Source organism: Nonomuraea monospora (assembly GCF_039531895.1).
GTDB lineage: Bacteria > Actinomycetota > Actinomycetes > Streptosporangiales > Streptosporangiaceae > Nonomuraea > Nonomuraea monospora.
The window spans coordinates 24,315-47,997 of sequence record NZ_BAAAQX010000061.1; the positions used below are offsets into that span (position 1 = coordinate 24,315).

The window sequence follows — 23,683 nt, forward strand, 5'->3', positions numbered from 1 at the left end:
CGCCGCCTCGGCCACCGCCCCTGAGATCGCCCGCGCCGCACCGCCACCTCCCGGCGCCCCCGCCGCCGCCTCCCGGCGCTGCCACCGCCGCCACCGCCGCCGCCTCCCGGCACCGCACCGCCACCACCTCCCGGCACCGCCACCGCCGCCACCGCCACCGCCGCTGAGGTCTCCGAAGCGCACGGTCCCGGCGAGAGCCGAAGCGCACCGTCCCCGAGGAGGCAGTGTTCCGCTGAGGAAAGTCGCGTTCTAACCCTCGGAACCACCTGTTGCCCTGGTGTGGCGCCAAACGTAGCGTCACCTCAACTTTCCGCCGCCCGGCCCGTGAGGCTCCGGCCGCGCGGCGGTCACCCCCCAGAGCAACCGCGGCAGGTCATCCCCCCTCCGGACGCCGCGGCGAACAGGAGTTGTCGTGAGCGAAACCGTGACGGGCGGCATGAACCGCCGTTCCTTCCTCAGAACGGCCGCCGCCGTCGGCGGCGTCTCGCTGGCAGGCGCCTGCGGCGGGATCAGGGGCGCGGGCGACTCGGCGTCCGACGTGCTGAAGATCGGCTACGTCAGCCCGCAGACGGGCGCGCTGGCCGGGTTCGCCACCGCCGACAACTTCGTGGTCAAGCAGGTCCAGGAGGCGCTGCGCAACGGCTTCACCGCGGGCGGGAAGAAGCGCCGCATCGAGATCGTCGTCAAGGACACCCAGTCGAACCCGCAGCGCGCCACCGAGGTCACCCGGCAGCTCATCAACAGCGACAAGGTGGACCTCATCGTCGGCTCGTCCACGCCCGACACCACCAACCCGGTCGCCGACCAGTGCGAGGCCAACGGCATCCCGAACGTCACCACGATCGCCCCCTGGGAGGCGTGGTGGAACGGCAGGGGCGGCAAGGAGGGGCAGGGCTTCACGTACACGACGCTGTTCTTCTTCGGCATGCAGGAGTTCGCCGACTGCTTCGTGCCCATGTGGCAGCGCATGGACGTGTCGAACAAGAACGTCGCGGCGCTGTGGCCGAACGACACCGACGCCAACGCCTTCCGCAAGGGGCTGTCCCCGATGATGAAGGAGGCCGGTTACACGCCGATCGACGGCGGCGCGTACCAGAACGGGGCCACCGACTTCACGGCGCAGATCGCGACGTTCAAGGAGTCGGAGGCCGAGCTGTTCACCTGCACCCCCATCCCGCCGGACTTCCAGACCTTCTGGAAGCAGGCCCAGCAGCAGGGGTTCAAGCCGAAGCTGGCCACCGTCGCGAAGGTCATGCTGTTCCCGTCCGAGGCGGAGGCGCTCGGCGAGCTGACGAACAACCTCGCCACCGACATCTGGTGGAGCCCCGCCCACCCCTACAAGTCCACGCTGGACGGCAAGAGCGCCAAGCAGCTCGCCGACGACTTCGCCGCCTCCTCGGGCAAGCAGTGGACGCAGGCGCTCGGCTCGGTCTACTCGCTGTTCGAGATCGCGGTGCAGGCGTTCAAGGAGGCGGGCGACCCCAAGGACCGCGACGAGGTCGCCTCGAAGCTGCGCGGCATGAAGCTCGGCTGCATGAGCGGCAACCTCGACTTCACCACCGGCCCGCAGCCCGGCATCGCGCTCATGCACCCGGTCGGCGGCCAGTGGCGCAAGGGCGAGAAGTTCCCCTGGGACGTGGTCATCGTCGACAACAGCGCGAACAAGGACGTCCCCGTCGGCGGCGACCTGCGGCCCACCAACGCGTGATGACCACCACACCGCTGCTGCGCCTCGACGGCATCAGCAAGAGCTTCGGCAAGGTGACCGTCGCCAGGGACCTGACCCTGTCCGTGCAGCCGGGCGAGGCGCTCGGCATCGTGGGGCCGAACGGCGCGGGCAAGTCCACCCTGTTCGCGATGATCGCGGGCGACCTGCGGCCCGACAGCGGCGCCGTGTGGTTGGAGGGCCGGCAGGTCACCGGCGTCCCGCCGCACGCCCGCACCAGGGCCGGGATCGGCCGCACCTTCCAGGTGCCGCGCCCGTTCGAGCACCTCACCGTCTTCGAGAACGTGCTCGTCTGCGCCCACCAGGGCGCCGCGCTGAAGGGCAGGCGGGCGCAGGCGCACGCGATGAACGTGCTGGAACGCACCGGCCTGGCGGAGGTGGCCAACACCCCGGCGGGACGGCTCGCGCTGCTGCCGCGCAAGCGCCTGGAGGTGGCCCGCGCCCTGGGCACCGGGCCGCGGCTGCTGCTGCTGGACGAGGTGGCCGGCGGGCTGACCGAGCCGGAGGTGCTGGAGCTGGTCGCCGTCGTGAAGGACCTGCACGCCGAGGGGCTCGGCATCGTCTGGATCGAGCACGTCGTGCACGCGCTGATCAGGACCGTCGGCCGGATGATCTGCCTGGCCGGCGGTGACGTGGTCGCCGACGGCGAGCCGCTGCGCGTGCTCGCCGACCGGCGGGTGCGCGAGCTGTATCTGGGCGCGGGACCCGAGACCGGGCTGCCGGGCGAGGAGGAGGGCTCGTGACGCTGCTGTCGATCCGCGACCTCACCGTGCACCACGGGCAGCTCCGCGCGGTGGACGGGCTGAGCCTGGACGTGGACGAGGGCGAGGTGCTGGCCATCATCGGCGCGAACGGGGCGGGCAAGTCCACCCTGCTGCGCGCCCTGGCCGGGCTGAACCCGCCCACGTCCGGCACCGTCCACCTGCGCGGACGTGACATCACCCGGCTGCCCGCCCATCAGCGGGTGCCCGCGGGCATCGCCCTGGTGCCGGAGGGGCGGCGGCTGTTCCCGTCCCTGACGGTCGAGGAGAACCTGCTGGTCGGCGCGTACCGCAAGCGGACAGGACCGTGGACAGTCGCGGCCGTGCACGAGCTGTTCCCGTGGATGGCCGAGCGCCGCGACCAGAACGCGGCGCAACTGTCCGGCGGCGAGCAGCAGGCGGTCGCCATCGGCAGGGCGCTGCTGTCCAACCCCGAGCTGCTGCTGGTGGACGAGCTGTCGCTGGGGCTCGCGCCGGTGGTGGTGCGCCGCATCTACGAGACGCTGCCGCGGATCGTCGGCGCGGGCACCACCGCGCTGATCGTCGAGCAGGACGTCACCCAGGCCATGCGGGTCGCCGACCGCGTGCACTGCCTGCTCGAAGGCCGCTCCGTGTTGCGCGGCCGGCCGGGCGACCTGACCGCGGAGCAGGTCGAGCACGCCTACTTCGGCATCGCACAGGAGGGATCCCACTGACATGGGCTGGCTCAACGCCATCGTCCAGGGGCTGCTGCTCGGCGGCCTGTACGCGCTGTTCGCCACCGGGCTGTCGCTGATGTTCGGCGTCATGCGGATCGTCAACCTCGCCCACGGTGACCTCGCGGTCGTCGCGTCGTTCCTGGCCCTGGCCCTGGTCAGCGGGACAGGGCTGCCCCTGTGGGCGATCATCGTGATCACGGTGCCGCTGTTCGCGGTGCTGGGCTACCTGACGCAGCGGGTGCTGCTGCAGCGCAGCCTGGCGTCGGGGCCGCTGGCCACGCTGCTGGTCACGTTCGGGCTGTCGATCGTGCTGCAGAACGTGCTGCTTGAGCTGTTCTCCGCCGACACCCGCACGCTGGACGGCGGCGCCTTCGCGACGGGCTCGTTCACGATCAACGGCGCGATCTCGATCGGCTACCTGGCGCTGACCACGTTCCTGCTGGCCTGCGCCACGCTGATCGGCATCGGGCTGTTCCTGGCGCGGACCGGGCTGGGCCGGATGTTGCGCGCCGCCTCCGACGACCGGGAGACCGCGAGCCTCATGGGCGCCGACAGCAGGCACGTCTACGGCGTCGCCACCGCCATCGCGTTCGCGACCGTGGCGCTGGCCGGGCTGATGTTCGCCATCCGGTCCTCCTTCGACCCGTCGATCGGGCCGTCCCGGCTGATCTTCGCCTTCGAGGCGGTCGTCATCGGCGGGCTCGGCTCGCTGTGGGGCACCCTGCTCGGCGGCATGGTGCTCGGCGTCACCCAGTCGGTGAGCGCGCAGGTCGATCCCGCGCTGACCCTGCTCGCCGGTCATCTGATCTTCCTCGCCGTGCTGGCCTTCCGGCCGCAGGGTCTGCTCGCGGGACGTACCGCATGACGATCTCCCACCTCCTCGGCGCCACCGCGGCGCGGAACGTGCACGTCAGCAGGGCCGGCCGGGCCTCCAAGGTGTCGGCCGGCGGACTGGTGGCCGTGGCCGCGCTGCTGGCGGCGCTGCCCTTCCTGGTGTTCTCCACCGTCACCGACACGCTGATCAACCTGTTCGTGCTGATCGCGCTGGCGAGCATGTGGAACCTGCTGGCCGGGTTCGGCGGGCTGGTGTCGGTAGGGCAGCAGGCCTACCTCGGCATCGGCGCCTACAGCGTGATCGCGCTGGCCGACCTGGGCGTGCAGCCGTACCTGGCGGTGCCGCTGGCCGCCGTGACGTGCGCGGTGTTCGCGCTGCCCACCTCGTGGCTGGCCTTCCGGCTGCGCGGCGACTACTTCGCCGTCGGCACCTGGGTGATCGCCGAGGTCTACCGGCTGCTGGTCGTGCGGGTGGACAGCCTCGGCGGCGCCAGCGGCAAGGGGCTGACCGGGCTGTCCGGGATCGACCAGACGTTGCGCGGGGCGCTGACGTACTGGGTCGCGCTGGGGCTGGCGCTGGCCACGATCGGCTGCTGCTACCTGCTGCTGCGCGGCCGGCTCGGCCTGTCGCTGATGGCCGTGCGCGACGAGGAGACCGCCGCGGCCTCCGCCGGCATCGACGTGCGGCGGGCCAAGCTGCTGGTCTACCTCGTCTCGGCGGCCGGGTGCGGCGCGGCCGGCGGGGTGATCACGGTCAGCTCGCTCAGCGTCAACCCCGACTCGGTCTTCAGCGTGCAGTGGTCGGCCTACATGATCTTCATCGTGGTGATCGGCGGCATCGGCACCATCGAGGGGCCGCTGATCGGCGCGGTCATCTTCTTCGGGCTGCAGCAGCTCCTGGCCGACTTCGGGTCCTGGTACCTGGTGCTGCTCGGCCTCGTCGGCATCGCCGCGGCGCTGTGGCTGCCGCGCGGGCTGTGGGGGCTGGCGCGGGGGCTGAGCCTGTTCCCGATCGGCTATCTCGTACGGGGGCCACGTGACCCCGCGTGAGTCGCCCGCCGAGGTGACCGAGCGCATGCTGGCCGCGATCGAGGTCACCGAGCCTCGGCTGCACGCCTACGCCACGGTCACGGCCGAGCGGGCCAGGGCGCGGGCGGCGGCGCTCACCGGGGAGCCGCCGCGCGGGCCGCTGCACGGGCTGCCCGTCGGGATCAAGGACCTGATCGACACGGCGGGCGTCCCCACCGGGTACGGGTCGCCGCGCTTCACCGGGCACGTGCCCGCGCGGGACGCGGGCGCGGTGCGGGCGCTGCTGGCGGCCGGGGTCGTGATCCTGGGCAAGCACACCACGCACGAGCTGGCCTGGGGCGGGCGCACCGACAGCCCGTTCTTCGGGGCGACGCACAACCCGTACCGGCGGGGGCACATCCCGGGCGGCTCGTCCGGCGGGTCGGCGGCCTCCGTCGCCGCCGGGAGCTGCCTGGGGGCGCTCGGGTCCGACACGGCGGGCAGCGTGCGGATCCCGGCCGCGCTGAGCGGGTGCGTGGGGTTCAAGCCGACCCGGGGGCTCATCCCTCTCGACGGGGTGATGCCGCTGGCGCCGACGCTGGACCACCTCGGGGTGCTGGCGCCGACGGTGGACGGCGTCGCCAGGCTGATGACCGCCTTCTCCAACGGCGGCGCCGCACCGCCGCCGCCGTCGTCGGGGTTGCGGGTGGGGTGGCTCGGCGGCTGGTTCGAGGACGTGCTCGACCTGGGCGTGCGGGCGGCGCTCGCGGTCGCCCGCGCGCGGCTGGAGTCGCACGGCGTGCGGGTGGCGGACGTGGTCGTCCCGGACGAGCCGCGGCTGCCGGGAGCGGTGCTCGGGCGGATCCACGCCGAGGCGGGCCGCTTTCACCGGGACGCGTTCGAGCGTGACCCTGAGCTGTTCGGGCCGGACGTCGCGGAGCTGATGCGGATGCCGCCGCCCGCCGACGAGGAGGCGGCGCTGGACGAGGCCGCCGTGGGGCGCATGGTGGCCGTGTTGCGGCGGGCGCTGGCCTCCTGCGACGTGGTGGCCTGCGCGACCGTGCCGGTCACCGCGCCGCCGATCGGGGCGATGAGCGTCAGGGTGGCGGGCCGGGAGTGGCCCATCGAGCTGGTCCTGACGCGGCTCACCTCCATCTTCAACGCGGCCGGGCTGCCCGCCGTCTCGGTGCCGCTCGCCCTCGCGGGCGAGGGCCTGCCCGTCGGGCTGCAGCTCGCGGGGGCCGCCGGGCGGGACGCGACCGTCCTGTCCGCCGCCCGCCTCGTCGAGAACCTGACCCCACCGCTGCCCCGCCCCTGAACACCCATTCACCCAAGGAGGAACCGCCCGTGGGACTGCTCGACACCGTCACCTGGCAGGCGAACATCTTCAAGAACGGCACCTGGGCCCCCGCCCGCGGCGGCCACTACGCCGTGGTCGAGCCCGCCACCGGCGGCGAGCTCGGCCGGATGGGGCTGGCGACCCCCGAGGACGTCGCCGAGGCCGCCGCGAGCGCCGCCGCCGCGCAGCGCGAGTGGGCCGCCCTGCCGCACACCGCGCGCGCCGCCGTCCTGCGCAGGGCGGGCGACCTGTGGCAGCGGCACGCCGACGAGATCAGCGGCTGGAACGTGCGCGAGGTCGGCGCGGTACCCGGCATGGCGGGCTTCGCGCTGCACGTGGCCGCCGAGGAGTGTTACGAGGCGGCGTCGCTGCCCGGCCGGGCGATCGGCGAGCTGCTGCCGTCGGAGCAGCCTCGGCTGTCGCTGGCGCGGCGCGTCCCGGCCGGGGTGGTGGCGGTGATCTCGCCGTTCAACGTGCCGATCATCCTCGGCGTCCGTTCGGTCGCCCCGGCGCTGGCGCTGGGCAACGCCGTCCTGCTCAAACCGGATCCCCGGACGGCGGTCACCGGCGGCACGCTGCTGGCCCGCGTGTTCGAGGAGGCCGGGCTGCCGCCGGGCGTGCTGCAGATGCTGCCGGGCGGCCCCGACGTCGGCGAGGCGCTGATCACCGACCCGCACGTGCGGGTCATCTCCTTCACCGGCTCGACCGCCGTCGGCCGCCGCATCGGCGAGCTGGCCGGCAAGCACCTCAAGCGCGCCCACCTGGAGCTCGGCGGCAACTCCGCGCTGCTGGTGCTGGACGACGCCGACGTGGACGAGGCGGTCAACCTGGCCGCCTGGGGGTCGTTCTTCCACCAGGGCCAGATCTGCATGACCACCGGCCGCCACCTGGTCGCCGACCGGCTCTACGACGACTTCGTGGAACGCCTGGCCGCCAAGGCCGGCGCGCTCCCTGTCGGCGACCCGGCCGCCGGCGAGGTCGCGCTCGGGCCCGTCATCGACGCCGGCCAGCGCGACAAGATCCACCGCCTGGTCACGGAGAGCGTCGGCCAGGGCGCCAGGCCCGCGTCCGGCGGCACGTACGAGGGGCTGTTCTACCGGCCGACGGTGCTCGCCGACGTGCCGCTGACCGCGCCCGCGTTCGCCGAGGAGGTCTTCGGCCCCGTCGCCCCCGTCACCCGCGTCTCCTCCGCCGACGAGGCCGCCGAGCTGGCCGCCGCCGGCGAGTACGGACTGTCGCTGGGCATCGTGACCCGCGACGTGATGCGCGGCCTGGCCGTGGCCGAGCGCATCCCGACCGGGATCGTGCACATCAACGACCAGACGGTCAACGACGAGGCCAACGCCCCGTTCGGCGGCGTCCGCGCGTCCGGCACCGGCTCCCGCTTCGGCGGGGCGGCGGCCAACGTCGAGGCGTTCACCGAGACGCGCTGGATCACCCTGCGGGGCGAGCCGCCGCGCTACCCGTTCTGAGTGGCGGCTTCCGCCAGAGCGAGACGTGGCTCCTGCTGTCGCCGGTGAACGGCTCGCGCCGCCAGCCGGCCCAGCGCTCGTGCAGCGTCATCCCCGCCAGCCGGGCCATGAGGTCCAGCTCGGCCGGCCACACGTAGCGGTGGGTCGAGGAGTAGGTCTCGACCTGGCCGTCCACCGTCCAGTAGTGGTGGGAGACGGCGAGTTGCGCGGCCACGTCGTACTCCTCGAACCCCAGGTGCTCAGGGGTCACGGCGAACGGGTGGACGGTCTGGCCTGGCGGGAGCCGTCGCAACTCCGGGACGTACACCTCGATGACGAAGCCGCCGCCCGGCTCCAGGTGCGCCGCCGCGTTGCGGAAGCAGGCGACCTGCTCGTCCTGGGTGGTCAGGTTCGTGATCGTGTTGCGGACCAGGTAGGCGAGCCTGAACGTGCCCGGCACGCGGGTGGTGGCGAAGTCGCCGGTGGTCACGCCGACGTGCTCGGCGCCGGGCTTGGCGCGGAGCTGGGCGAGCATGGCGGTGGACAGGTCGATGCCGTGGACGGGGACGCCGCGGCGGCTGAGCGGCAGGGCCAGGCGGCCGGTGCCGATGCCCAGCTCCAGGGCGGCGCCGCCGCCTGCCAGGCCGGCGAGGAAGTCGACCGCCGGGTCCACGACCGCGGGGTCGAACAGCTCTGGCCACTTCGCCTCGTAGGTCTCGGCCAGGCGGGTGTCGAAGGTGTTCTGCGGCATGGGGCCACTGTGGGCATGGGCGACGGTCAGCCGCCACTCGCTTGGGCGCGGCGCCCGCCGAGGACGCCGCCGCTGTGCGGCGGCGCGGGCGTCTACGGCGCGGTGCGGCCCCCCGTCGCCTGCGGAGCCTGGTCGCGGGTGGACCGCAGGTAGGCGATGCCCAGGTCGAGGGCGGATTCCAGGTGGGTGGTCTGCCCGGTGGACATCTGGATGAGCACCCCGCCCTGGATGCCCGCCAGAATCGCGGCGGCGGCGCGTTCCGGGTCCAGGCCGGGATCGATCTCGCCGGTGCCCTGCATGTGCCGGACGCCGGCGGCGATCTCGCTCTGCCACCGGGCCATCAACTCCGACACCACGGCCTGCGCTCCTGGTGTGCGCTCGCCCAGGTGCGAGGTGACGGCGTTGAGCGGGCACAGGCGCCCCTGCCTGCGGTAGCGGCCGACGACCTTGTCCCGCCACGCCTGCCAGGCCGGCCAGGAGGTCAGCTCGTCGAGCTGGGGCCGCTGGTCGGCCAGCACGCGGTCGGCCTCGTACCTGGCCACGGCCAGCAGCAGTTCCTCCCGCCCGCCGGGGAAGTAGTGGAAGAGCTGGCTCTTGCTGGTCGCGGTCACCGACAGCACGTCGTCGAGGGTCGTGGCGGCCACGCCGTACTCGCGGATGAGCTCGGCCGCGCCTTCGAGGATGCGCTGCCGCGTGGCGGCTCCCTTACGGGTCAGCGTGGGCATGATCCACCTCCATGGTGATCCACCCTACCCTTTTCTGGACTTGCGAGTCCATTTTGTGCGACGCATGCTGACCGCATGTCAATGAACCAGTATTTCCTGCTCGGCCGCTCCGGCCTGCGCGTCAGCCGTCTTGCCCTCGGCACCATGAACTTCGGCACCGGCGGCTTCCACGCCGCGTACGGCAAGTCCGCGGACGAGGCCCGCTCCCTTTTCCGCCGTTACCTCGAAGCCGGCGGCAACTTCATCGACACCGCCGACTTCTACACCGCCGGGGAGAGCGAGACCATCCTCGGCGGCCTCGTCGCCGAGGCCGGGGTGCGTGACCGGGTGGTGCTGACCACCAAGTTCACCAACAGCGTCGATCACGGTGACCCGAACGCCGGGGGCAACGGCCGCAAGCACATGATCAGAGCGGTCGAGGCGTCGCTCCGCCGCCTGCGCACCGACTACATCGACTTGTTCCTGTTGCACACCTGGGACCGGATCACCCCGGTCGAGGAGGTCATGCGCACCTTCGACGACCTCACCAGGGCCGGCAAGATCCGGTACGCGGGCCTGTCGGACGTGCCGAGCTGGTACGCGGCCCGCGCCCAGACCCTGGCCGACGCGCACGCGCTCGCCCCGGTGGTCAGCCTGCAGCTCCCCTACTCCCTGCTGGACCGCACGATCGAACGCGAGCACGTCCCCATGGGCCAGACCCTGGGTCTCGGCATCACCGCGTGGAGCCCGCTCGGCAGCGGCTTCCTCACCGGCAAGTACCGGCAGGCCGACCGCGGCGTGACCGGCGAGGGGCGGCTGAGCGGCGAGGGGTACGCCGGGCGCTCGTGGACGGACCGGGAGTGGCGGCTCCTCGGCGCCCTGGAGGAGGTCGCCGCCGAGGTCAGCCGGCCGATGGCGCAGGTCGCGCTGAACTGGGTGGCGAACCGGCCGGGGGTGGCGTCGGCGATCGTGGGGGCGAGCAGCGTCGAGCAGCTCGACGGCAACCTGGCCGCGCTCGACTTCGAGCTGCCCGGCGAGTCGCGCCGGCGGCTCGACGAGGCGAGCGCGGAGCCGTCCGCGTCGGTGTACCAGATGTTCACGCCCGGGTATCAGAGCTGGCTGGTGAGCCCTGGGGTCCAGGTCGCCGACAAGCCGGACGGGTACGTTCCGGCGGTGCGCAACTGGGTGCCGGAGAGTGCGGCCTGAGGACGCGCGCCTCAGGCCGGGCGGCCGTGCCCGGGCAGGTCGCGCGGCGCCGGCCCCGGGGCGGCGGCGTCCGCCGTGACGGCGGGCCCCGCGCGGGTTACGGTCGGATCATGGTCATGGATGCGGCACGTGACGTCCCGGACATCCTGTCGGCCGAGTTCGCCGCCGACCCCTACTCCGCCTACAAGGTGCTGCGAGACGAGGCCCCGCTGCTGTGGCACGCGGGCATGGCGAGTTACGTGATCTCGCGCCACGAGGACGTCGCGCGGGCGTTCAAGGACGACACGTTCACCACCGAGAACTACGAGTGGCAGGTCGAGCCCGTGCACGGGCGCACGTTCCTGCAGTTGAGCGGGCGGGAGCACGCCGTGCGGCGGGCGCTGGTGGCGCCGGCCTTCCGCGGCCACGAGCTACGGCGCACGTTCCTGCCGGTGATCGAGCGCAACGCCCGCGAGCTGATCGACGGGTTCCGTCACGCCGGGTCCGTCGATCTGGTCGCCGCGTTCGCGCGGCGGTTCCCGATCAACGTGATCGTGGACATGCTGGGCCTGGACAAGAGCGATCACGACCGGTTCCAGCGCTGGTACGTCTCCGTGATCGACTTCCTCGGCAACCTGACCGGCGATCCCGGGGTGACGGCGGCCGGGCTGCGGACGCGGGAGGAGTTCGCCGCGTACCTGATCCCGATCATCAGGGAGCGGCGCGAGCGGCCGGGCGACGACCTGCTGTCCACGCTGTGCAGGGCCGAGATCGACGGCACCAGCATGAGCGACGAGGAGATCAAGGCGTTCTGCAGCCTGCTGCTCGCGGCGGGCGGCGAGACCACCGACAAGGCGGTGGGCGCGATGTTCGCGAACCTGCTGCGCCATCCCGGCCAGCTCGACGCGGTGCGCCGGGACCGCGAGCTCGTCGGGCGGGCGCTGGCCGAGACGCTGCGGTACACGCCGCCCGTGCACATGATCATGCGGCAGACCGCGGCCGAGGTGGAGATCGCCGGCGGGGTCGTGCCCGCGGGCGCCACCGTGATCTGCCTGATCGGGGCCGCCAACCGGGACGAGCGCCGCTACGCCGACCCCGACGTCTTCGATCTCTTCCGCGCCGAGCTGGACGAAACGACCGCGTTCACCGCCGCGGCCGGTCACCTCGCCTTCGCCCTCGGGCGGCACTTCTGCGTGGGGGCGCTGCTGGCCAGGACGGAGGTGGAGGTGGCGGCCGGGCAGCTGCTCGACGCCATGCCGGACATGGCGCTGGAGCCCGGGTTCGTGCCGGTCGAACAGGGTGTGTTCACGCGCGGCCCCGCGGCGCTGCCCGTACGCTTCTCCCCCGCCGGCTGAGCCGGTTACGCCGTCACCGCGTACACGCGCGTGGTGCCGAACACCCCCGTGTCCTTGCGCCGCCAGGGCCGCACCGTGCGCAGGTGGCGGAAGCGGCCGGTGCTCAGGAGGTGCTCCTCCTCGACCGGGTTGAAGTAGATGAGCGTGATCGGCCGCGGGTTCCTGTCGGCCGAGTCGAGCAGCCGCTCCATGGCGGCGGCGAACGTCCGTCCCCTGAACGGGTTGTTCAGGAACACCACGCTGACGTCGTCCGGGATGTCGTAGTCGAGCACGTCCGAGCGGACGAACTCCACCTCGCGCGCCCGCAGCCTGATCCTGGTCCCCGCCAGGTTGGCCCTGGCCACCTCGGTCAGCTCGGACGACAGCTCGACCCCGATGACCTGCCTGAACGGGTAGTTGCCCGCCGCCTCCAGGACCATGCGGCCCTTGCCCGCGCCGAGGTCGAGGAAGACGTCCTGGCGGCCGACGTCGCCGACGGGCAGCGCCCGGCGCAGCGTGCCCCAGTGGGCGGGCGAGTAGTAGACGCGTTCCGGGTGGTCGAGGCCGAAGTCGGCGAGATCGGCGAAGTCGGCGGTGCTCACGCCGTACCGCTGGTCGTAGAGCAGCCTGGCCAGTTTGCGGCGCAGCGAGCGTAGTCGTACGGGTACGCCACCCATCATCATGACCTCCTCCGCGGGCAGCACCGCCTCGCAGCCCAGCGCGATCGGCGCGCTCGTCAGCAGGGCGCCGAGCAGGAACGGCAGCCTCTCCCGTACGGTCGTGCGCGGGCTGCCTGCCCGGGGGGCGGCAAGATCGTGGATCACGGTCACAGGCGTCTCCTCGTAGGGGGCGGCCGGAGCTGACGGTGTCCGGCTACCGCCTGAGTGTGACAAGCCTCGGCAGGACAGGACAGCCCTTGACAAGCCGCCGATCCTTGCCGGAGGGATACTGCAACGTACTGGCGACACGCGTTGGGAGAGCGATCATGGCCGAGGCCACCCCGCCCGTACGACGGGCCCTGTTCCTGCACGCGCCGCACCGGCGCAGGCCGCGGGCGGTGCTGGAGCGGATGCTGGCGCTGGTGGACGACGACACGCCGCCGGACGGCCCCGACGGCCCGGTGGCCGTGCTGGAGCGGCGGCTGGCCGCGCTGCTCGGCAAGGAGCGCGCGCTGTTCTTCCCGAGCGGGACGATGGCGCAGCAGGCGGTGCTGCGCGTGTACGCCGACCGCAGCGGGCACCGCACCTTCGCCGGGCATCCGTTCACGCACCTGGACGTGTGGGAGGAGCAGGGCTACAACGCGGTCCACGGGCTGCGTTTCCGCCGCACCGGCGACCCGTACGAGCTGATGACGGCGCAGGACCTGACGGCGATCGGCGAGCCGCTCGCGGCGGTGGTGTGGGAGCTGCCGCAGCGCGACCTCGGCGGCCTACTGCCCGAGTGGGACGAGCTGGGCGAGCAGGCCGGGCTGGTCCGGGCGACCGGCGCCGCCGCGCACCTGGACGGGGCGCGGCTGTGGGAGGCGCAGACGTACTACCGGCGGCCCCTGCACGAGATCGCGGGCCTGTTCGACTCGGTGTACGTCTCGCTCTACAAGAGCCTCCAGGGCGTACGGGGCGCCGTGCTGGCCGGGGACGCCCGCACGATGGCCGCCACCGAGGTGTGGCGGCAGCGGCTCGGCGGCGGCATCCCCGACGCGTGGCCGCTCGCCCTGGCCGCCATGGCGGGCCTCGACACCGTCGCGGAGCGCATGCCCGCCTACCGCGACCACGCGATCGCCGTCGCCGCCGCGATCAACGCCGGCGGCCTCGCCCGCACCCGGCCCGATCCGCCGCAGACGCCGCTGTTCCACGTGCACCTGCCGGCGTCCAGGCGGGCTGTGGAGCAGGCCGGGCAGGCGCTCCTGGAGGAGCGGGGCGTGCAGCTCTGGGGGCGGGTGCGCAGCGGCCCCGACCCCTCCCGGTGCAGCTTCGAGGTCACCGTGGGCGAGAACGCGATGGACTTCACCCCCGAGGAGGTCGCCGTCCTGGTCGGTGACGTGCTGGCCCGCGCGGAGGTGCTCGCCAAGGGCGCCTAGGACGCGCCTGCCGATCCCGTTCTGACGGCCTGCCCCGCGACGTGGACGGAGGTGGGGCGGGTGGCGGCGTCGTAGGCGGCGCGGGCTCCCGTGGCGCCCATGCCGCTGTCGCCCGCCGGTTCGTAGAGCCGCTCGGGCCCGCCGCCCTGCCACTCGTTCACCCACACGACCCCGGCCGGGATGCGGCGCGCGGCGGCGACGTGCGCCGGGTCGGTGGTGTAGACGGTGGCGGCCAGGCCGTAGCGGGAGGCGCTCGCCCTGCGCACGCCCTCCTCGAAGGAGGGGACGACGGTGACGGGGGCGACCGGCCCGAACGTCTCCTCCGTCATGATCAGCATGCTCTCGTCCACGCCGGTGAGCACGGTGGCGGGGTAGTAGAAGCCCTTCCCCTCCGGCACCGCGCCGCCGGTGCGGACGGTCGCGCCGCGCTCGACGGCGTCGGCCACGTGCCGGGCGACGATGTCGCGCTGCCGCCGGTCCACCAGCGGCCCGAGCACGTCGCCGGCCGGGTAGGCGCCGGCGGCCTCGACCAGCGCCTCGACGAACGGCTCCGCCACGTCCTGGTGCACGTAGACGCGTTCCATGGAGGTGCAGATCTGCCCGGTGTTGGCGAACGCGCCGAACGCGACCGCGGCGGCCGTCGCCACGGGGTCCACGCCCGCGTCGACGATCACCGGGTCCTTGCCGCCGAGCTCCAGGACGGACCGGCGCAGCAGCTCGCCGCTGCGCGCGCCGACCTGGCGGCCCGCCTCGACGGAGCCGGTGAAGTGCACGAGGCCGAGGCGCTCGTCGGCGGTCAGCGGCGCGCCGGCCCGCGCGTCGCCGAGCACCAGGTTGACCACGCCGTCCGGCAGGTCCATCAGCTCCAGCAGCCGCACCGCCGACAGCGGCGCGCGCTCGGACGGCTTGAGCACGACGGTGTTCCCGGCGGCGAGCAGCGGGCCGAGCGCGCCGAGGGCCATCGGCACGGGGAAGTTCCACGGCACGATGACGGCGGTGGCGCCGAGCGGGTGGCGCACGATCGTGGTGCTGCCGCCGCCGGGTCCCGCGATCGTCTCCTCGAAGGCGTAGTCCAGCGCCTCGGCCACGGCGGCCTTGAACGCCTGGGCGGCGCCGCCGATGAACGCGGTGCCGAGGGCGACCGGTTTGCCCATCTCGCGGCGTTCGGCCTCGGCCAGCTCGGCGGCGTGTTCGGCGACCGTGTCGGCCCAGCGGGTCAGGAGGGCGACGCGGTCGGCCACGGGTGTCGCGGCCCAGGCCGGTTGCGCCGCGACGGCGGCGTCCACGGCGAGGCGGACGTCCTCGGGCGAGCCGCTGGGGCAGCGGGCGACGGCCTCCTCGGTCGCAGGGTCGATCACGTCGTGGAAGTCGTGGCCGCGCGCGTCCTGCCACACGCCGCCGATCAGGTTCCGCAGGGTCTTCATGTACGTGGTGCTCCTAGAGGCGGTCGGCCATGAGCTCGCCGGCCATGATCGCTGTCAGGTTGGTGTTGGCGCGGGGCACGGACGGGAAGATCGAGGCGTCCACCACGCGCAGCCCGTCGAGGCCCAGCACGCGGCACGACGGGTCGACGACGGTGGCGGCGTCGGCGGGGTCGCCCATGCGGCAGGTGCTGGTGCCGTGCTGGGCGTCCATGGCGGTGGCCAGGAGGTGCTCGCCGAGGGCGGCGTCGTCGTCCAGCACCTCGAACAGGCGGGCGTTGGCCGACTCGACGGAGCCGGCCAGGATGCCGGCGACCTCGGGCCCCCTGGCCAGCTCGACCAGCGCGCGCACGCCGTGGCGCAGGCGTTCCAGGTCGCGGGCGTCCGAGAGCATGCGCTCGCGCACCTCGGGCTGCGCGCCGGGGTCGGCGGACTTCAGGGTCAGGACGCCGCGCGAGTGGTTCTGGTTGAGCCACACGCCCACGCCGCCGGCGGGCAGCCGCTTGTCGGCGGCCTCCATGGACAGCACGTTCTGGTTCAGCGAGACGAACATCATGTCGAGCGGCAGGCCCGCGGGCCCGCTGGTGTAGCGGACGCAGACGTTGGTGTGCCGGTCGTCGGCGCTCCGGATGGCGGCCCGCTCCGCCAGGAGCAGGTTGACGACGATCATCGGGTGGTCCTGCATGCCGAGGCCGACGGGCAGGTCCTGCCTCACCTCGATGCCGAGCCTGCCGAGGTCGGCCGCCGGGCCGACGCCGGAGCGCAGCAGGACGGCCGGGGAGTGGACGACGCCCGCGCTGATCACGATCTCGCCGGCGTACTCGGTGGTGACCGTGCCGTCCTGGACGACCTGGACGCCGACGGCCCGGTTCCCGGCGAACAGCACCCGGTCGACCAGGGCGCCGCCGCGTACGGTGAGGCCGGGCAGGGACCGGGCCGGCTCCAGGTAGCCGTCGTTCACCGTCACCCTGCGCCCGTCGCGCGAGTTGATCGGGTACGGCGAGACGCCGGCCGCGCCGGGCGCGTTGACGTCGGGCGCCCAGGGGTGCCCGGCGGCCAGCGCGGCCTCGCACAGGGCGGTGTCCACCGACCCCCACTGCTCGCGCGGCATGCGGAAGATCGGGGTGGGGCCGCCGCGGCCGTGGTAGGGCTCGTCGCCGAACTCCTCGTCGTCCTCCAGCTTGCTGAAGTAGGGCAGCACGTCCCGCCACGACCAGCCCGCGCAGCCGGCGGCGGCCCAGTCGTCGAAGTCCTCGGCGGGCGGGCGGATCGCGATCTGCCCGTTGATGGCGGAGCTGCCGCCGACGCCCCTGCCGCGCCAGTACGGCGCCTGCGGCTGCGCGTCGGTGCGGGAGGAGCTCACCTCCGGCCAGACCATGCCCTCGACGGCGGTGGGGTCGAGCAGGGCGCGGACCGGGTTCGGCGACCGCCACGCCTCGTGCATCTGCGCCGGCCGGTAGTCGGGGCCCGCCTCCAGGAGGAGGACGCGTCCGCCTCGTTCGGCGGCGCGGGCGGCGAGCGCCGCGCCGGCGGAGCCCGCGCCCACGACGATGATGTCCCAGCCCGTGTCTGTCACGGCGAACCTCCTGCTCAGAGCGGCCGGAAAAATCCGGACCGCGGCTAGCCGGTAGACTGCCCTTAGCGAAAAGTTCAGTCAAGAGTGAAAGTTCATTTTTTTCTGACCGTTGGGAGACGGGTGGTGTCCAGCCTGGCCGGCGACCTGAGCCCGCTGATCGACGACTTCGGCCTGCGCATCGGCCGGGCCATGGGCTGGCCGCCGATGGCGGGGCGCGCCGCGGGCGTGCTGATGCTCAGCTCCGCGCCCCTGTCCACGGCGGAGCTGCAGAGCGCGCTGGACGCCAGCAAGGGCTCGGTCTCTGAGATGACCCGGCTGCTGGTCGACAGCGGCACCGTGCGGCGCTTCAAGGAGCCCGGCTCCCGCCAGTACGTCTACGAGTGGCGCCACGATGCCTGGATCGGCTGCCTGCGGCACATGCTGGGGCAGACGCGGGAACTGCTGACGCTGGCCGAGCACGCGCGGGCCCGCGGCGACGAGCTGCCGGAGCCGCAGCGCGGGCGGCTGCGCGAGATGCACGAGTACTACACGTTCATGGTGCGGCAGATGGAGGAGATCCTCCAGGAGTACACGACGCTGAAGTCCCCTTAGTCCGCCGCCCGCCAGTGCGCGCCGCTTCCCCGCGCCTCGTCGAACACCAGCCACGTCCGCGTGGACAGCACCCCCTGCACGTCCTGGATGCGCTCCAGCACCACGTGCCGCAGCGTCTCGTTGTCCGGGGTCCTGACCAGGACGAGGATGTCGTAGTCGCCGCCGACCATGGCGAAGTGCTCCACGAAGGGGATCTCCTTGAGCTGGGCGAGCACCGCGCGCCAGGAGTTCTGCTCGATGGTCACCGACACGTAGGCGCTGGTGCCCAGGCCCGCCTTGTGCGGGGCCAGCTCGACGGTGAAGCCGGTGATCACGCCGTCGTCCACGAGACGGGTGAGGCGGGCGTAGGCGTTGGCGCGGGAGATGTGCACGCGTTCCGCCAGCGTGCGGACCGAAATGCGGCCGTCACGCAGAAGCTCGGCGATGATCGCCCGGTCCACCGCGTCCAGGCCGGTGGCCGAACGTCCCGGCCAGCCGTTCCCAGGCGTCCCTTCTGACGACAATTGGCCCTCCACAAGCCCACTTTGAACCGTTTGTCGCTCATTATCCATCGTGTCTTGAACGGATGGCCAGGTAGACGGACGCTTTCTGTGACAAATGTCCCCCTGGGCGAGCGCTCCGAACAGCAGAAAGTGAGTGTCGTCATGTCCACGAAGACGTCGGCGAAAGCCGTGCGGGAGCTGCTGCCCTCGCAGGCGCCCATCCGGTTCGTCGATGAGAGCGGCTCCCCCGTGAAGGAGCCCGCCGGGTACGCCCTGCCGCCGGACGAGCTGCTGCGCGCGGCGTACCGCTGGATGGTCGTGGGGCGGCGCTTCGACACCCAGGCGACGGCGCTGACCAAGCAGGGACGGCTCGCCGTCTACCCCTCCAGCCGCGGGCAGGAGGCCTGCCAGGTCGCCGGCGTGCTCGCGCTGCGCGAGCACGACTGGCTGTTCCCCACCTACCGCGACTCGGTCGCGCTGGTCGCGCGCGGGCTCGACCCCGTCGAGGTGCTGACGCTGCTGCGCGGCGACTGGCACTGCGGCTACGACCCCGTCGCCACCCGCGTCGCCCCCCAGTGCACGCCGCTGGCCACCCAGGTGCTGCACGCCACCGGCATGGCCGAGGCGCTGCGCCGCAAGGGCGAGGGCGGCGTCGTGATGGCCTTCATCGGCGACGGCGGCACCAGCGAGGGCGACTTCCACGAGGCGCTCAACTTCGCCGCCGTGCTCAAGGCGCCCGTGGTGTTCTTCGTGCAGAACAACAAGTACGCCATCTCCGTGCCGCTGGCCAAGCAGAGCGCCGCGCCCGCCCTGGCCTACAAGGGCGTCGGATACGGCGTGCCCGCCGAGCAGGTGGACGGCAACGACCTCGTGGCCGTGCTGTCCGTGCTGTCCGCGGCCGTCGGGCACGCGCGCGACGGGCGGGGGCCGTTCCTCGTCGAGGCGCACACGTACCGGATGGACGCGCACACCAACGCCGACGACGCCACCCGCTACCGCGACGACGACGAGGTGCGGCGCTGGAGCGCCGCCGACCCGCTGCCCCGGCTGGAGACGTACCTGCGCGGGCGCGGCCTGCTCACCGACCAGGACGCCGAGTCCGCGCGGACGGACGGCGAGTCGCTCGCCGCCGACCTGCGGGCGCGCATGAACGCCGACGCCGAACCCGACCTCCTCGAGATCTTCGACCACGTCTACGCCGAGCCCACCCCGCAACTCCTCGAACAGCGCGAGCAACTGCGGGCCGAGCTGAACGCACAGGAGAGCTGACATGCCCACCGTCTCGATGGCGCAGGCCCTCAACACGGCCCTGCGCGACGCGCTGCGCGACGACGAGCGCGTGCTGGTCTTCGGCGAGGACGTCGGGCCACTCGGCGGCGTCTTCCGCATCACCGACGGGCTGACCAGGGACTTCGGCGAGGACCGGTGCTTCGACACGCCGCTGGCCGAATCCGGCATCGTCGGCCTCGCCGTCGGCATGGCCATGGGCGGCTACCGGCCCGTCGTCGAGATGCAGTTCGACGCCTTCGCCTACCCGGCGTTCGAGCAGATCGCCTCACACGTGGCCAAACTGCGCAACCGCACCCGGGGCAAGCTGACGCTGCCGATGGTGATCCGCGTCCCGTACGCGGGCGGCATCGGCGGGGTCGAGCACCACTGCGACTCCAGCGAGGCCTACTACGCCCACACCCCCGGCCTGAAGGTCGTCACCCCGGCCACCGTCGAGGACGCCTACTGGCTGCTGCGCGACGCCATCGCCGACCCCGACCCGGTGGTGTTCCTGGAGCCGAAGAAGCTCTACTGGTCCAAGGCCGAGGCCGCGCTGGAACAGCGGGCCGCCGCGCCGTTCGGGCGCGCCGCCGTGCGGCGGCCCGGCCGGGACGCCACCCTCGTCGCCTACGGGCCCTCCGTGCCCGTCGCCATGGAGGCCGCCTCCGCCGCCGCCGAGGACGGGCTCGACCTGGAGGTCGTGGACCTGCGCAGCATCGTGCCGTTCGACGACGAGACGGTCGTCGCGTCGGTGCGGCGGACCGGGCGGTGCGTGGTGGTGCAGGAGGCGCAGGGGTTCGCCGGGGTGGGGGCCGAGATCGCGGCCCGGGTGCAGGAGCGGTGCTTCCACTCGCTGGCCGCGCCCGTGCTGCGGGTGGCCGGGTTCGACATCCCCTACCCGCCGCCGAAGCTGGAGCACGCGCACCTGCCCGGGGTGGATCGGGTGCTGGACGCCGTTGACCGGCTGCAGTTCGGTGACCGGGTGGACGTGCGGCATCTGGCTCGGGGGGCGGCGTGAACACCTCTCTCTTCCGGCTCCCTGACCTGGGGGAAGGGCTGGCGGAGGCCGAGGTGGTGGTCTGGAAGGTCGGCGTCGGGGAGCGGGTCGAGGTCGATCAGATCGTGGTGGAGGTGGAGACTGCCAAGGCTGCCGTGGAGGTGCCTGTTCCTTATGCGGGGGTGGTCGTGGAGTTGCATGCGGCGGCGGGGACGACCCTTTCTGTGGGGGATCCGCTGATCTCGGTCGGGTCTGAGGTTGACGGGGCGGCCGAGCGGTATCGGGAGGAGGAGCTGGCCGGGTCCGGCAACGTGCTGATCGGCTATGGCACCGGGCACCTTTCCGGGCACCTTTCCGGGCAGCGGCGGCGGCGCCGGGACCGCACCGGCTCGGGCCCGTCGGCCGGCCTGACCGCCGTCCAGCCGCGTGAGGAGGCGTCGCGCGGAGTCGGTCGCGGGGAAGCGCCGCACGAGGCAGGTCGTGGGGAGGCATCGCGCCAGGCAGGTCGCGGCGAGGCGACCCGCGAGGCTGATCGCGGGGAAGCGCCGCGCGGCGCTGGTCGCAGGGAGGCGCCGCGGGTGATCTCTCCGCTGGTGCGCAGGCTGGCGCAGGAGAACGGCGTCGATCTGGCGGGCGTCACCCCCCAGCGGCCCCAACCACGTCATCCTGCGCCGGGACGTCGAGCGCGCCATCGCCGAGCACCAGGACGTCCCCGCCTCGTCGGCACCACGGCAAGCCATCGCGTCCGCACCACGGCAAGCCACAGCATCGGCCCCGCAGCAGGCCGCCGCGTCGGCCCCGCAGCAAGCCACAGCATCGGCTCCACAGCGGGCCGCCGCGTCGGCCCCGCGGCAGGCCGCGACCTCCTCACCGCAGGAGCCGGAGCGCATCCCCCTGCGGGGCCTGCGCCGGGCGGTGGCCGAGAAGCTGTCCCGGAGCAGGAGCGAGATCCCCGACGCCACCACCTGGGTGGACGCCGACGCCACCGCCCTCCTGGAGACCAAGGACGCCCTGCGCGCAGCCGTCCCCGACAGGCGCATCGGCCTGCTCGCCCTCCTGGCCCGCATCTGCGTGGCGGGCCTGCGCCGCTACCCGGAGCTGAACTCCACGGTGGACGTCGACCGCGCGGAGATCGTCCGCTACCCGCAGATCCACCTGGGCTTCGCCGCCCAGACGGAGCGCGGCCTGGTCGTCCCGGTGGTCCGCGACGCCCACCTCCTGTCGCTGTCGGAGCTGGCGGCGGAGCTGACTCGCCTGACGGCCCTGGCCCGCGAGGGCGCCCTTCCCCCGCAGTCCCTTACAGGGGGCACGTTCACGCTCAACAACTACGGCGTGTTCGGCGTGGACGGCTCCACCCCGATCATCAACCACCCGGAGGCCGCGCTGCTCGGCGTCGGCCGCATCATCGACCGGCCGTGGGCGGTGGACGGCACGCTGGCGATCCGCAAGATCACCCAGCTCTCGTTCACGTTCGACCACCGGGTGTGCGACGGCGGCGTCGCCGGCGGCTTCCTGCGGTACGTCGCCGACTGCGTGGAACGCCCGGCGACCCTGCTGGCCGACCTCTGACGAACGGGCACCCCGCCACACGGGATGCCCGGCCACCGCCCGAACCAGACCCGCCACACAGGGTGCCCGGCGACCGCCTGGACCAGGCCCGCCACACGAGGTGCCCCCGACCACTGCCCGGACCAGATCACCGCGCGAGGTGCCTGGCCACTGCCCGGACCAGGCTCGCCGTGCGGGATGCCCGGCCGCTTACCAGGCCACGACCCGCCGCCGGGATGCCCGGCCGCAGCCCAGGCCAGGTCTAGCCGAGTGGTGAGCCGATGCGGTGCAGGGTGCCGTCGGGGTCGACGTAGGCGAACTCGCGCAACCCGTACTCGGTGTCCTGGGGCCGCCCGAGCCGCCCCGGGGCATCGGCGGCCGCCCACTCGCCGTGCAACGCGTCGGCGTCGGAGACGTACAGGTAGACGACCGCGCCGGTGACGCCCGGGTCGTGCCCGGCCCACTCGTTCAGGTGCAGCGACACCCCGTCGCGCTCGACGAACGCGTACCGCGCGCCACCCTCGTAGGCGCGGACGGCGAAGCCGAGCCGCCGGTACCGCTCCATCGCCGCGTCCAGGTCCCGCACCGGCACCACCGGGGCGACCCGCTCGAACACCACTCCGTCGGCCATCGTGTACCTCCTCCCCCTCATTGTGCAGGGGGCGGGCCGGGCGGGACGGGTGGCTTGTCCGGGTACGCGAGAATACCGATTGTGATTGTGGACCAGGCGATCTACTGCGGCGGTGTGCGTGAGACCATCACCGGCGACATCAGCGACGCTTTCAACGCCGCGCGGGCCAGGGGCGACTCCTTCCTGTGGATCGGGCTGCACGACCCCTCGCAGGAGGAGTTCGACCTGATCACCCGCGAGGTGAAGCTGCATCCGCTGGCGGTCGAGGACGCCATCCACGCCCACCAGCGGGCCAAGCTCGAACGCTACGACGACACCCTGTTCGTGGTGCTCAAGCCGCTGCTGTACACGGACGAGACCTCCGACATCGAGGTCGGCGAGATCAACCTGTTCCTCGGCAAGGACTTCGTCATCAGCGTCCGGCACGGGCAGGCGGCGCCGCTCAAGGCGGTGCGCCGCCGCATCGAGGCCGACCCGGAGCTGCTCGCGTCGGGGCCTTCCGGGGTGCTGTACGCGATCTGCGACCAGGTCGTCGACGACTACTCGCGCATCACGCACGAGATCGAGGGCGACCTGATCGCGCTGGAGCGCCGGGTGTTCAGCGGCGAGTACGCCGACGCCACCGAGGACATCTACTCGCTCAAGCGCGAGGTCCTGGAGTTCCGCACCGCCCAGGACCCGCTGATCCCCGTGCTGGAGGAGATCGTCAAGGGCCGGGTGGAGCTGTGCTCGGCCACCCGGGAGCAGTACCGCGACGTGCTCGACCACCTGCTGCGCGTGGACGCCCAGGTGGACGAGCACAACGAGCTGCTGACCAGCGCCCTGACCGCCCACCTGGCCCTCACGGGGCGGGAGCAGAACAAGGTGGCCATGCAGCAGAACGCCGACATGCGCAAGATCTCCTCGTGGGCGGCCCTCATCGCCGTGCCCACGATGATCGCCGGCGTCTACGGGATGAACTTCGACTACATGCCCGAGCTGCACTGGGTGTTCGGCTACCCGCTCGCGCTGGGCATGATGGGGGTCGCGGTGGTGGTCGTCTTCCGGCTGCTGCGCAAGAGCGGGTGGCTCTAGGTGGCTGGTGTTTTTTGATCTCTCTCGCGCAGGTCTGGCCTGGTGTGTCAGGGTGATCGGTGTTGGTCACCGGGCGTGGGGAGAGATCGAGCGATGGCGGTGGGCCAGACTCCGATGCAGCCGGGGTTGCTGTCCTCCACGGTGAGTTTCGTCGAGGGGCGGATTGCGCCGAACTCGATCTACGCGGTGCTGCACCGTGAGTGCCGGAGTTTGTTCCCGGATGGAA

Annotated in this window: 22 protein-coding genes and 1 pseudogene; 16 read left to right on the top strand and 7 right to left on the bottom strand. The window is 72.9% G+C overall.

Annotated features, from left to right (window positions below; all coding sequences use genetic code 11):
* Positions 1-412 precede the first annotated feature (412 nt).
* From ABD331_RS57295 to ABD331_RS57325, 7 genes are read left to right on the top strand one after another with little or no spacing between them, the layout of a single operon-like run.
* Positions 413-1,708 (top strand): ABC transporter substrate-binding protein, encoded by a 1,296-nt coding sequence (locus ABD331_RS57295; protein ID WP_344495436.1) that lies wholly within the window; start codon positions 413-415, stop codon positions 1,706-1,708.
* Complete coding sequence (locus tag ABD331_RS57300) at positions 1,708-2,469, top strand: ABC transporter ATP-binding protein (protein WP_344495438.1); 762 nt, start codon at positions 1,708-1,710, stop codon at positions 2,467-2,469. The genes ABD331_RS57295 and ABD331_RS57300 overlap by 1 nt, the downstream gene beginning before the upstream one ends.
* Complete coding sequence (locus ABD331_RS57305; protein ID WP_344495440.1) at positions 2,466-3,182, top strand: ABC transporter ATP-binding protein; 717 nt, start codon at positions 2,466-2,468, stop codon at positions 3,180-3,182. Before ABD331_RS57300 ends, ABD331_RS57305 begins: the two co-directional genes overlap by 4 nt.
* 1 nt (position 3,183) lies before the next feature.
* Positions 3,184-4,050 carry a branched-chain amino acid ABC transporter permease gene (locus tag ABD331_RS57310; RefSeq protein ID WP_344495442.1) on the top strand — a complete coding sequence of 289 codons (867 nt, stop codon included), beginning with the start codon at positions 3,184-3,186 and terminating at the stop codon, positions 4,048-4,050.
* Positions 4,047-5,069 carry a branched-chain amino acid ABC transporter permease gene (locus tag ABD331_RS57315; RefSeq protein WP_344495444.1) on the top strand — a complete coding sequence of 341 codons (1,023 nt, stop codon included), beginning with the start codon at positions 4,047-4,049 and terminating at the stop codon, positions 5,067-5,069. Before ABD331_RS57310 ends, ABD331_RS57315 begins: the two co-directional genes overlap by 4 nt.
* Positions 5,056-6,345, top strand: coding sequence for an amidase (locus ABD331_RS57320; RefSeq protein ID WP_344495447.1), 1,290 nt, complete (start codon positions 5,056-5,058; stop codon positions 6,343-6,345). Before ABD331_RS57315 ends, ABD331_RS57320 begins: the two co-directional genes overlap by 14 nt.
* 29 nt (positions 6,346-6,374) lie before the next feature.
* On the top strand, positions 6,375-7,838 hold the full coding sequence (locus ABD331_RS57325) for an aldehyde dehydrogenase family protein (RefSeq protein WP_344495449.1): 1,464 nt from the start codon (positions 6,375-6,377) through the stop codon (positions 7,836-7,838).
* Here ABD331_RS57325 and ABD331_RS57330 read toward each other — a convergent pair.
* Positions 7,801-8,568, bottom strand: coding sequence for a methyltransferase domain-containing protein (locus tag ABD331_RS57330; protein ID WP_344495451.1), 768 nt, complete (start codon positions 8,566-8,568; stop codon positions 7,801-7,803). The genes ABD331_RS57325 and ABD331_RS57330 overlap by 38 nt on opposite strands.
* Before the next feature lie 92 nt (positions 8,569-8,660).
* Positions 8,661-9,293: a TetR/AcrR family transcriptional regulator gene (locus ABD331_RS57335; RefSeq protein ID WP_344495453.1), complete on the bottom strand. Its 633-nt coding sequence runs from the start codon at positions 9,291-9,293 to the stop codon at positions 8,661-8,663.
* A 75-nt stretch (positions 9,294-9,368) separates the two neighbouring features.
* On the opposite strand from ABD331_RS57335, the gene ABD331_RS57340 reads away from it, so the two are divergent.
* Both ABD331_RS57340 and ABD331_RS57345 read left to right on the top strand, forming a co-directional pair.
* The gene (locus ABD331_RS57340) at positions 9,369-10,478 is read left to right on the top strand and encodes an aldo/keto reductase (protein ID WP_344495455.1); all 1,110 of its coding nucleotides are present in this window, start codon (positions 9,369-9,371) and stop codon (positions 10,476-10,478) included.
* Positions 10,479-10,594: 116 nt separating this feature from the next.
* Positions 10,595-11,812, top strand: coding sequence for a cytochrome P450 (locus ABD331_RS57345; RefSeq protein ID WP_344495457.1), 1,218 nt, complete (start codon positions 10,595-10,597; stop codon positions 11,810-11,812).
* 5 nt (positions 11,813-11,817) lie between these two features.
* Here ABD331_RS57345 and ABD331_RS57350 read toward each other — a convergent pair whose 3' ends face one another.
* Entirely contained in the window at positions 11,818-12,621 is an 804-nt protein-coding gene (locus ABD331_RS57350) for a methyltransferase domain-containing protein (protein ID WP_344495459.1), read from the bottom strand.
* Positions 12,622-12,776: 155 nt separating this feature from the next.
* Between ABD331_RS57350 and ABD331_RS57355 the strand changes: the two genes are divergently transcribed.
* Positions 12,777-13,868, top strand: a complete 1,092-nt coding sequence (locus tag ABD331_RS57355) for a threonine aldolase family protein (protein WP_344495461.1) — start codon at positions 12,777-12,779, stop codon at positions 13,866-13,868.
* Here ABD331_RS57355 and ABD331_RS57360 read toward each other — a convergent pair.
* Positions 13,865-15,292, bottom strand: a complete 1,428-nt coding sequence (locus ABD331_RS57360; RefSeq protein ID WP_344495463.1) for an aldehyde dehydrogenase family protein — start codon at positions 15,290-15,292, stop codon at positions 13,865-13,867. The two genes, ABD331_RS57355 and ABD331_RS57360, sit on opposite strands and share 4 nt — an antisense overlap.
* Positions 15,293-15,305: 13 nt before the next feature.
* Complete coding sequence (locus ABD331_RS57365; RefSeq protein WP_344495465.1) at positions 15,306-16,865, bottom strand: GMC family oxidoreductase; 1,560 nt, start codon at positions 16,863-16,865, stop codon at positions 15,306-15,308.
* Between the two features lie 123 nt (positions 16,866-16,988).
* Between ABD331_RS57365 and ABD331_RS57370 the strand changes: the two genes are divergently transcribed.
* Positions 16,989-17,456: a GbsR/MarR family transcriptional regulator gene (locus ABD331_RS57370; protein WP_344495467.1), complete on the top strand. Its 468-nt coding sequence runs from the start codon at positions 16,989-16,991 to the stop codon at positions 17,454-17,456.
* Here the strand turns inward: ABD331_RS57370 and ABD331_RS57375 are convergent.
* On the bottom strand, positions 17,453-17,959 hold the full coding sequence (locus tag ABD331_RS57375) for an Lrp/AsnC family transcriptional regulator (RefSeq protein ID WP_344495469.1): 507 nt from the start codon (positions 17,957-17,959) through the stop codon (positions 17,453-17,455). The genes ABD331_RS57370 and ABD331_RS57375 overlap by 4 nt on opposite strands.
* Before the next feature lie 141 nt (positions 17,960-18,100).
* Between ABD331_RS57375 and pdhA the strand changes: the two genes are divergently transcribed.
* From pdhA to ABD331_RS61235, 4 genes and pseudogenes are all read left to right on the top strand, one after another.
* Entirely contained in the window at positions 18,101-19,207 is a 1,107-nt protein-coding gene (gene pdhA / locus ABD331_RS57380) for a pyruvate dehydrogenase (acetyl-transferring) E1 component subunit alpha (RefSeq protein WP_344495471.1), read from the top strand.
* Between the two features lies 1 nt (position 19,208).
* Positions 19,209-20,225: an alpha-ketoacid dehydrogenase subunit beta gene (locus ABD331_RS57385; RefSeq protein WP_344495473.1), complete on the top strand. Its 1,017-nt coding sequence runs from the start codon at positions 19,209-19,211 to the stop codon at positions 20,223-20,225.
* Positions 20,226-20,281: 56 nt separating this feature from the next.
* Positions 20,282-20,821: pseudogene (locus ABD331_RS61230) on the top strand (biotin/lipoyl-containing protein); the annotation flags it as partial.
* Positions 20,822-21,119: 298 nt separating this feature from the next.
* Positions 21,120-21,773 (top strand): dihydrolipoamide acetyltransferase family protein, encoded by a 654-nt coding sequence (locus tag ABD331_RS61235; protein WP_425566286.1) that lies wholly within the window; start codon positions 21,120-21,122, stop codon positions 21,771-21,773.
* 241 nt (positions 21,774-22,014) lie between these two features.
* Here the strand turns inward: ABD331_RS61235 and ABD331_RS57395 are convergent, their stop codons facing one another.
* On the bottom strand, positions 22,015-22,383 hold the full coding sequence (locus tag ABD331_RS57395) for a bleomycin resistance protein (RefSeq protein WP_344495475.1): 369 nt from the start codon (positions 22,381-22,383) through the stop codon (positions 22,015-22,017).
* Positions 22,384-22,464: 81 nt separating this feature from the next.
* On the opposite strand from ABD331_RS57395, the gene corA reads away from it, so the two are divergent.
* Positions 22,465-23,457 (top strand): magnesium/cobalt transporter CorA, encoded by a 993-nt coding sequence (corA, locus tag ABD331_RS57400; RefSeq protein ID WP_344495477.1) that lies wholly within the window; start codon positions 22,465-22,467, stop codon positions 23,455-23,457.
* Positions 23,458-23,683: the final 226 nt, after the last annotated feature.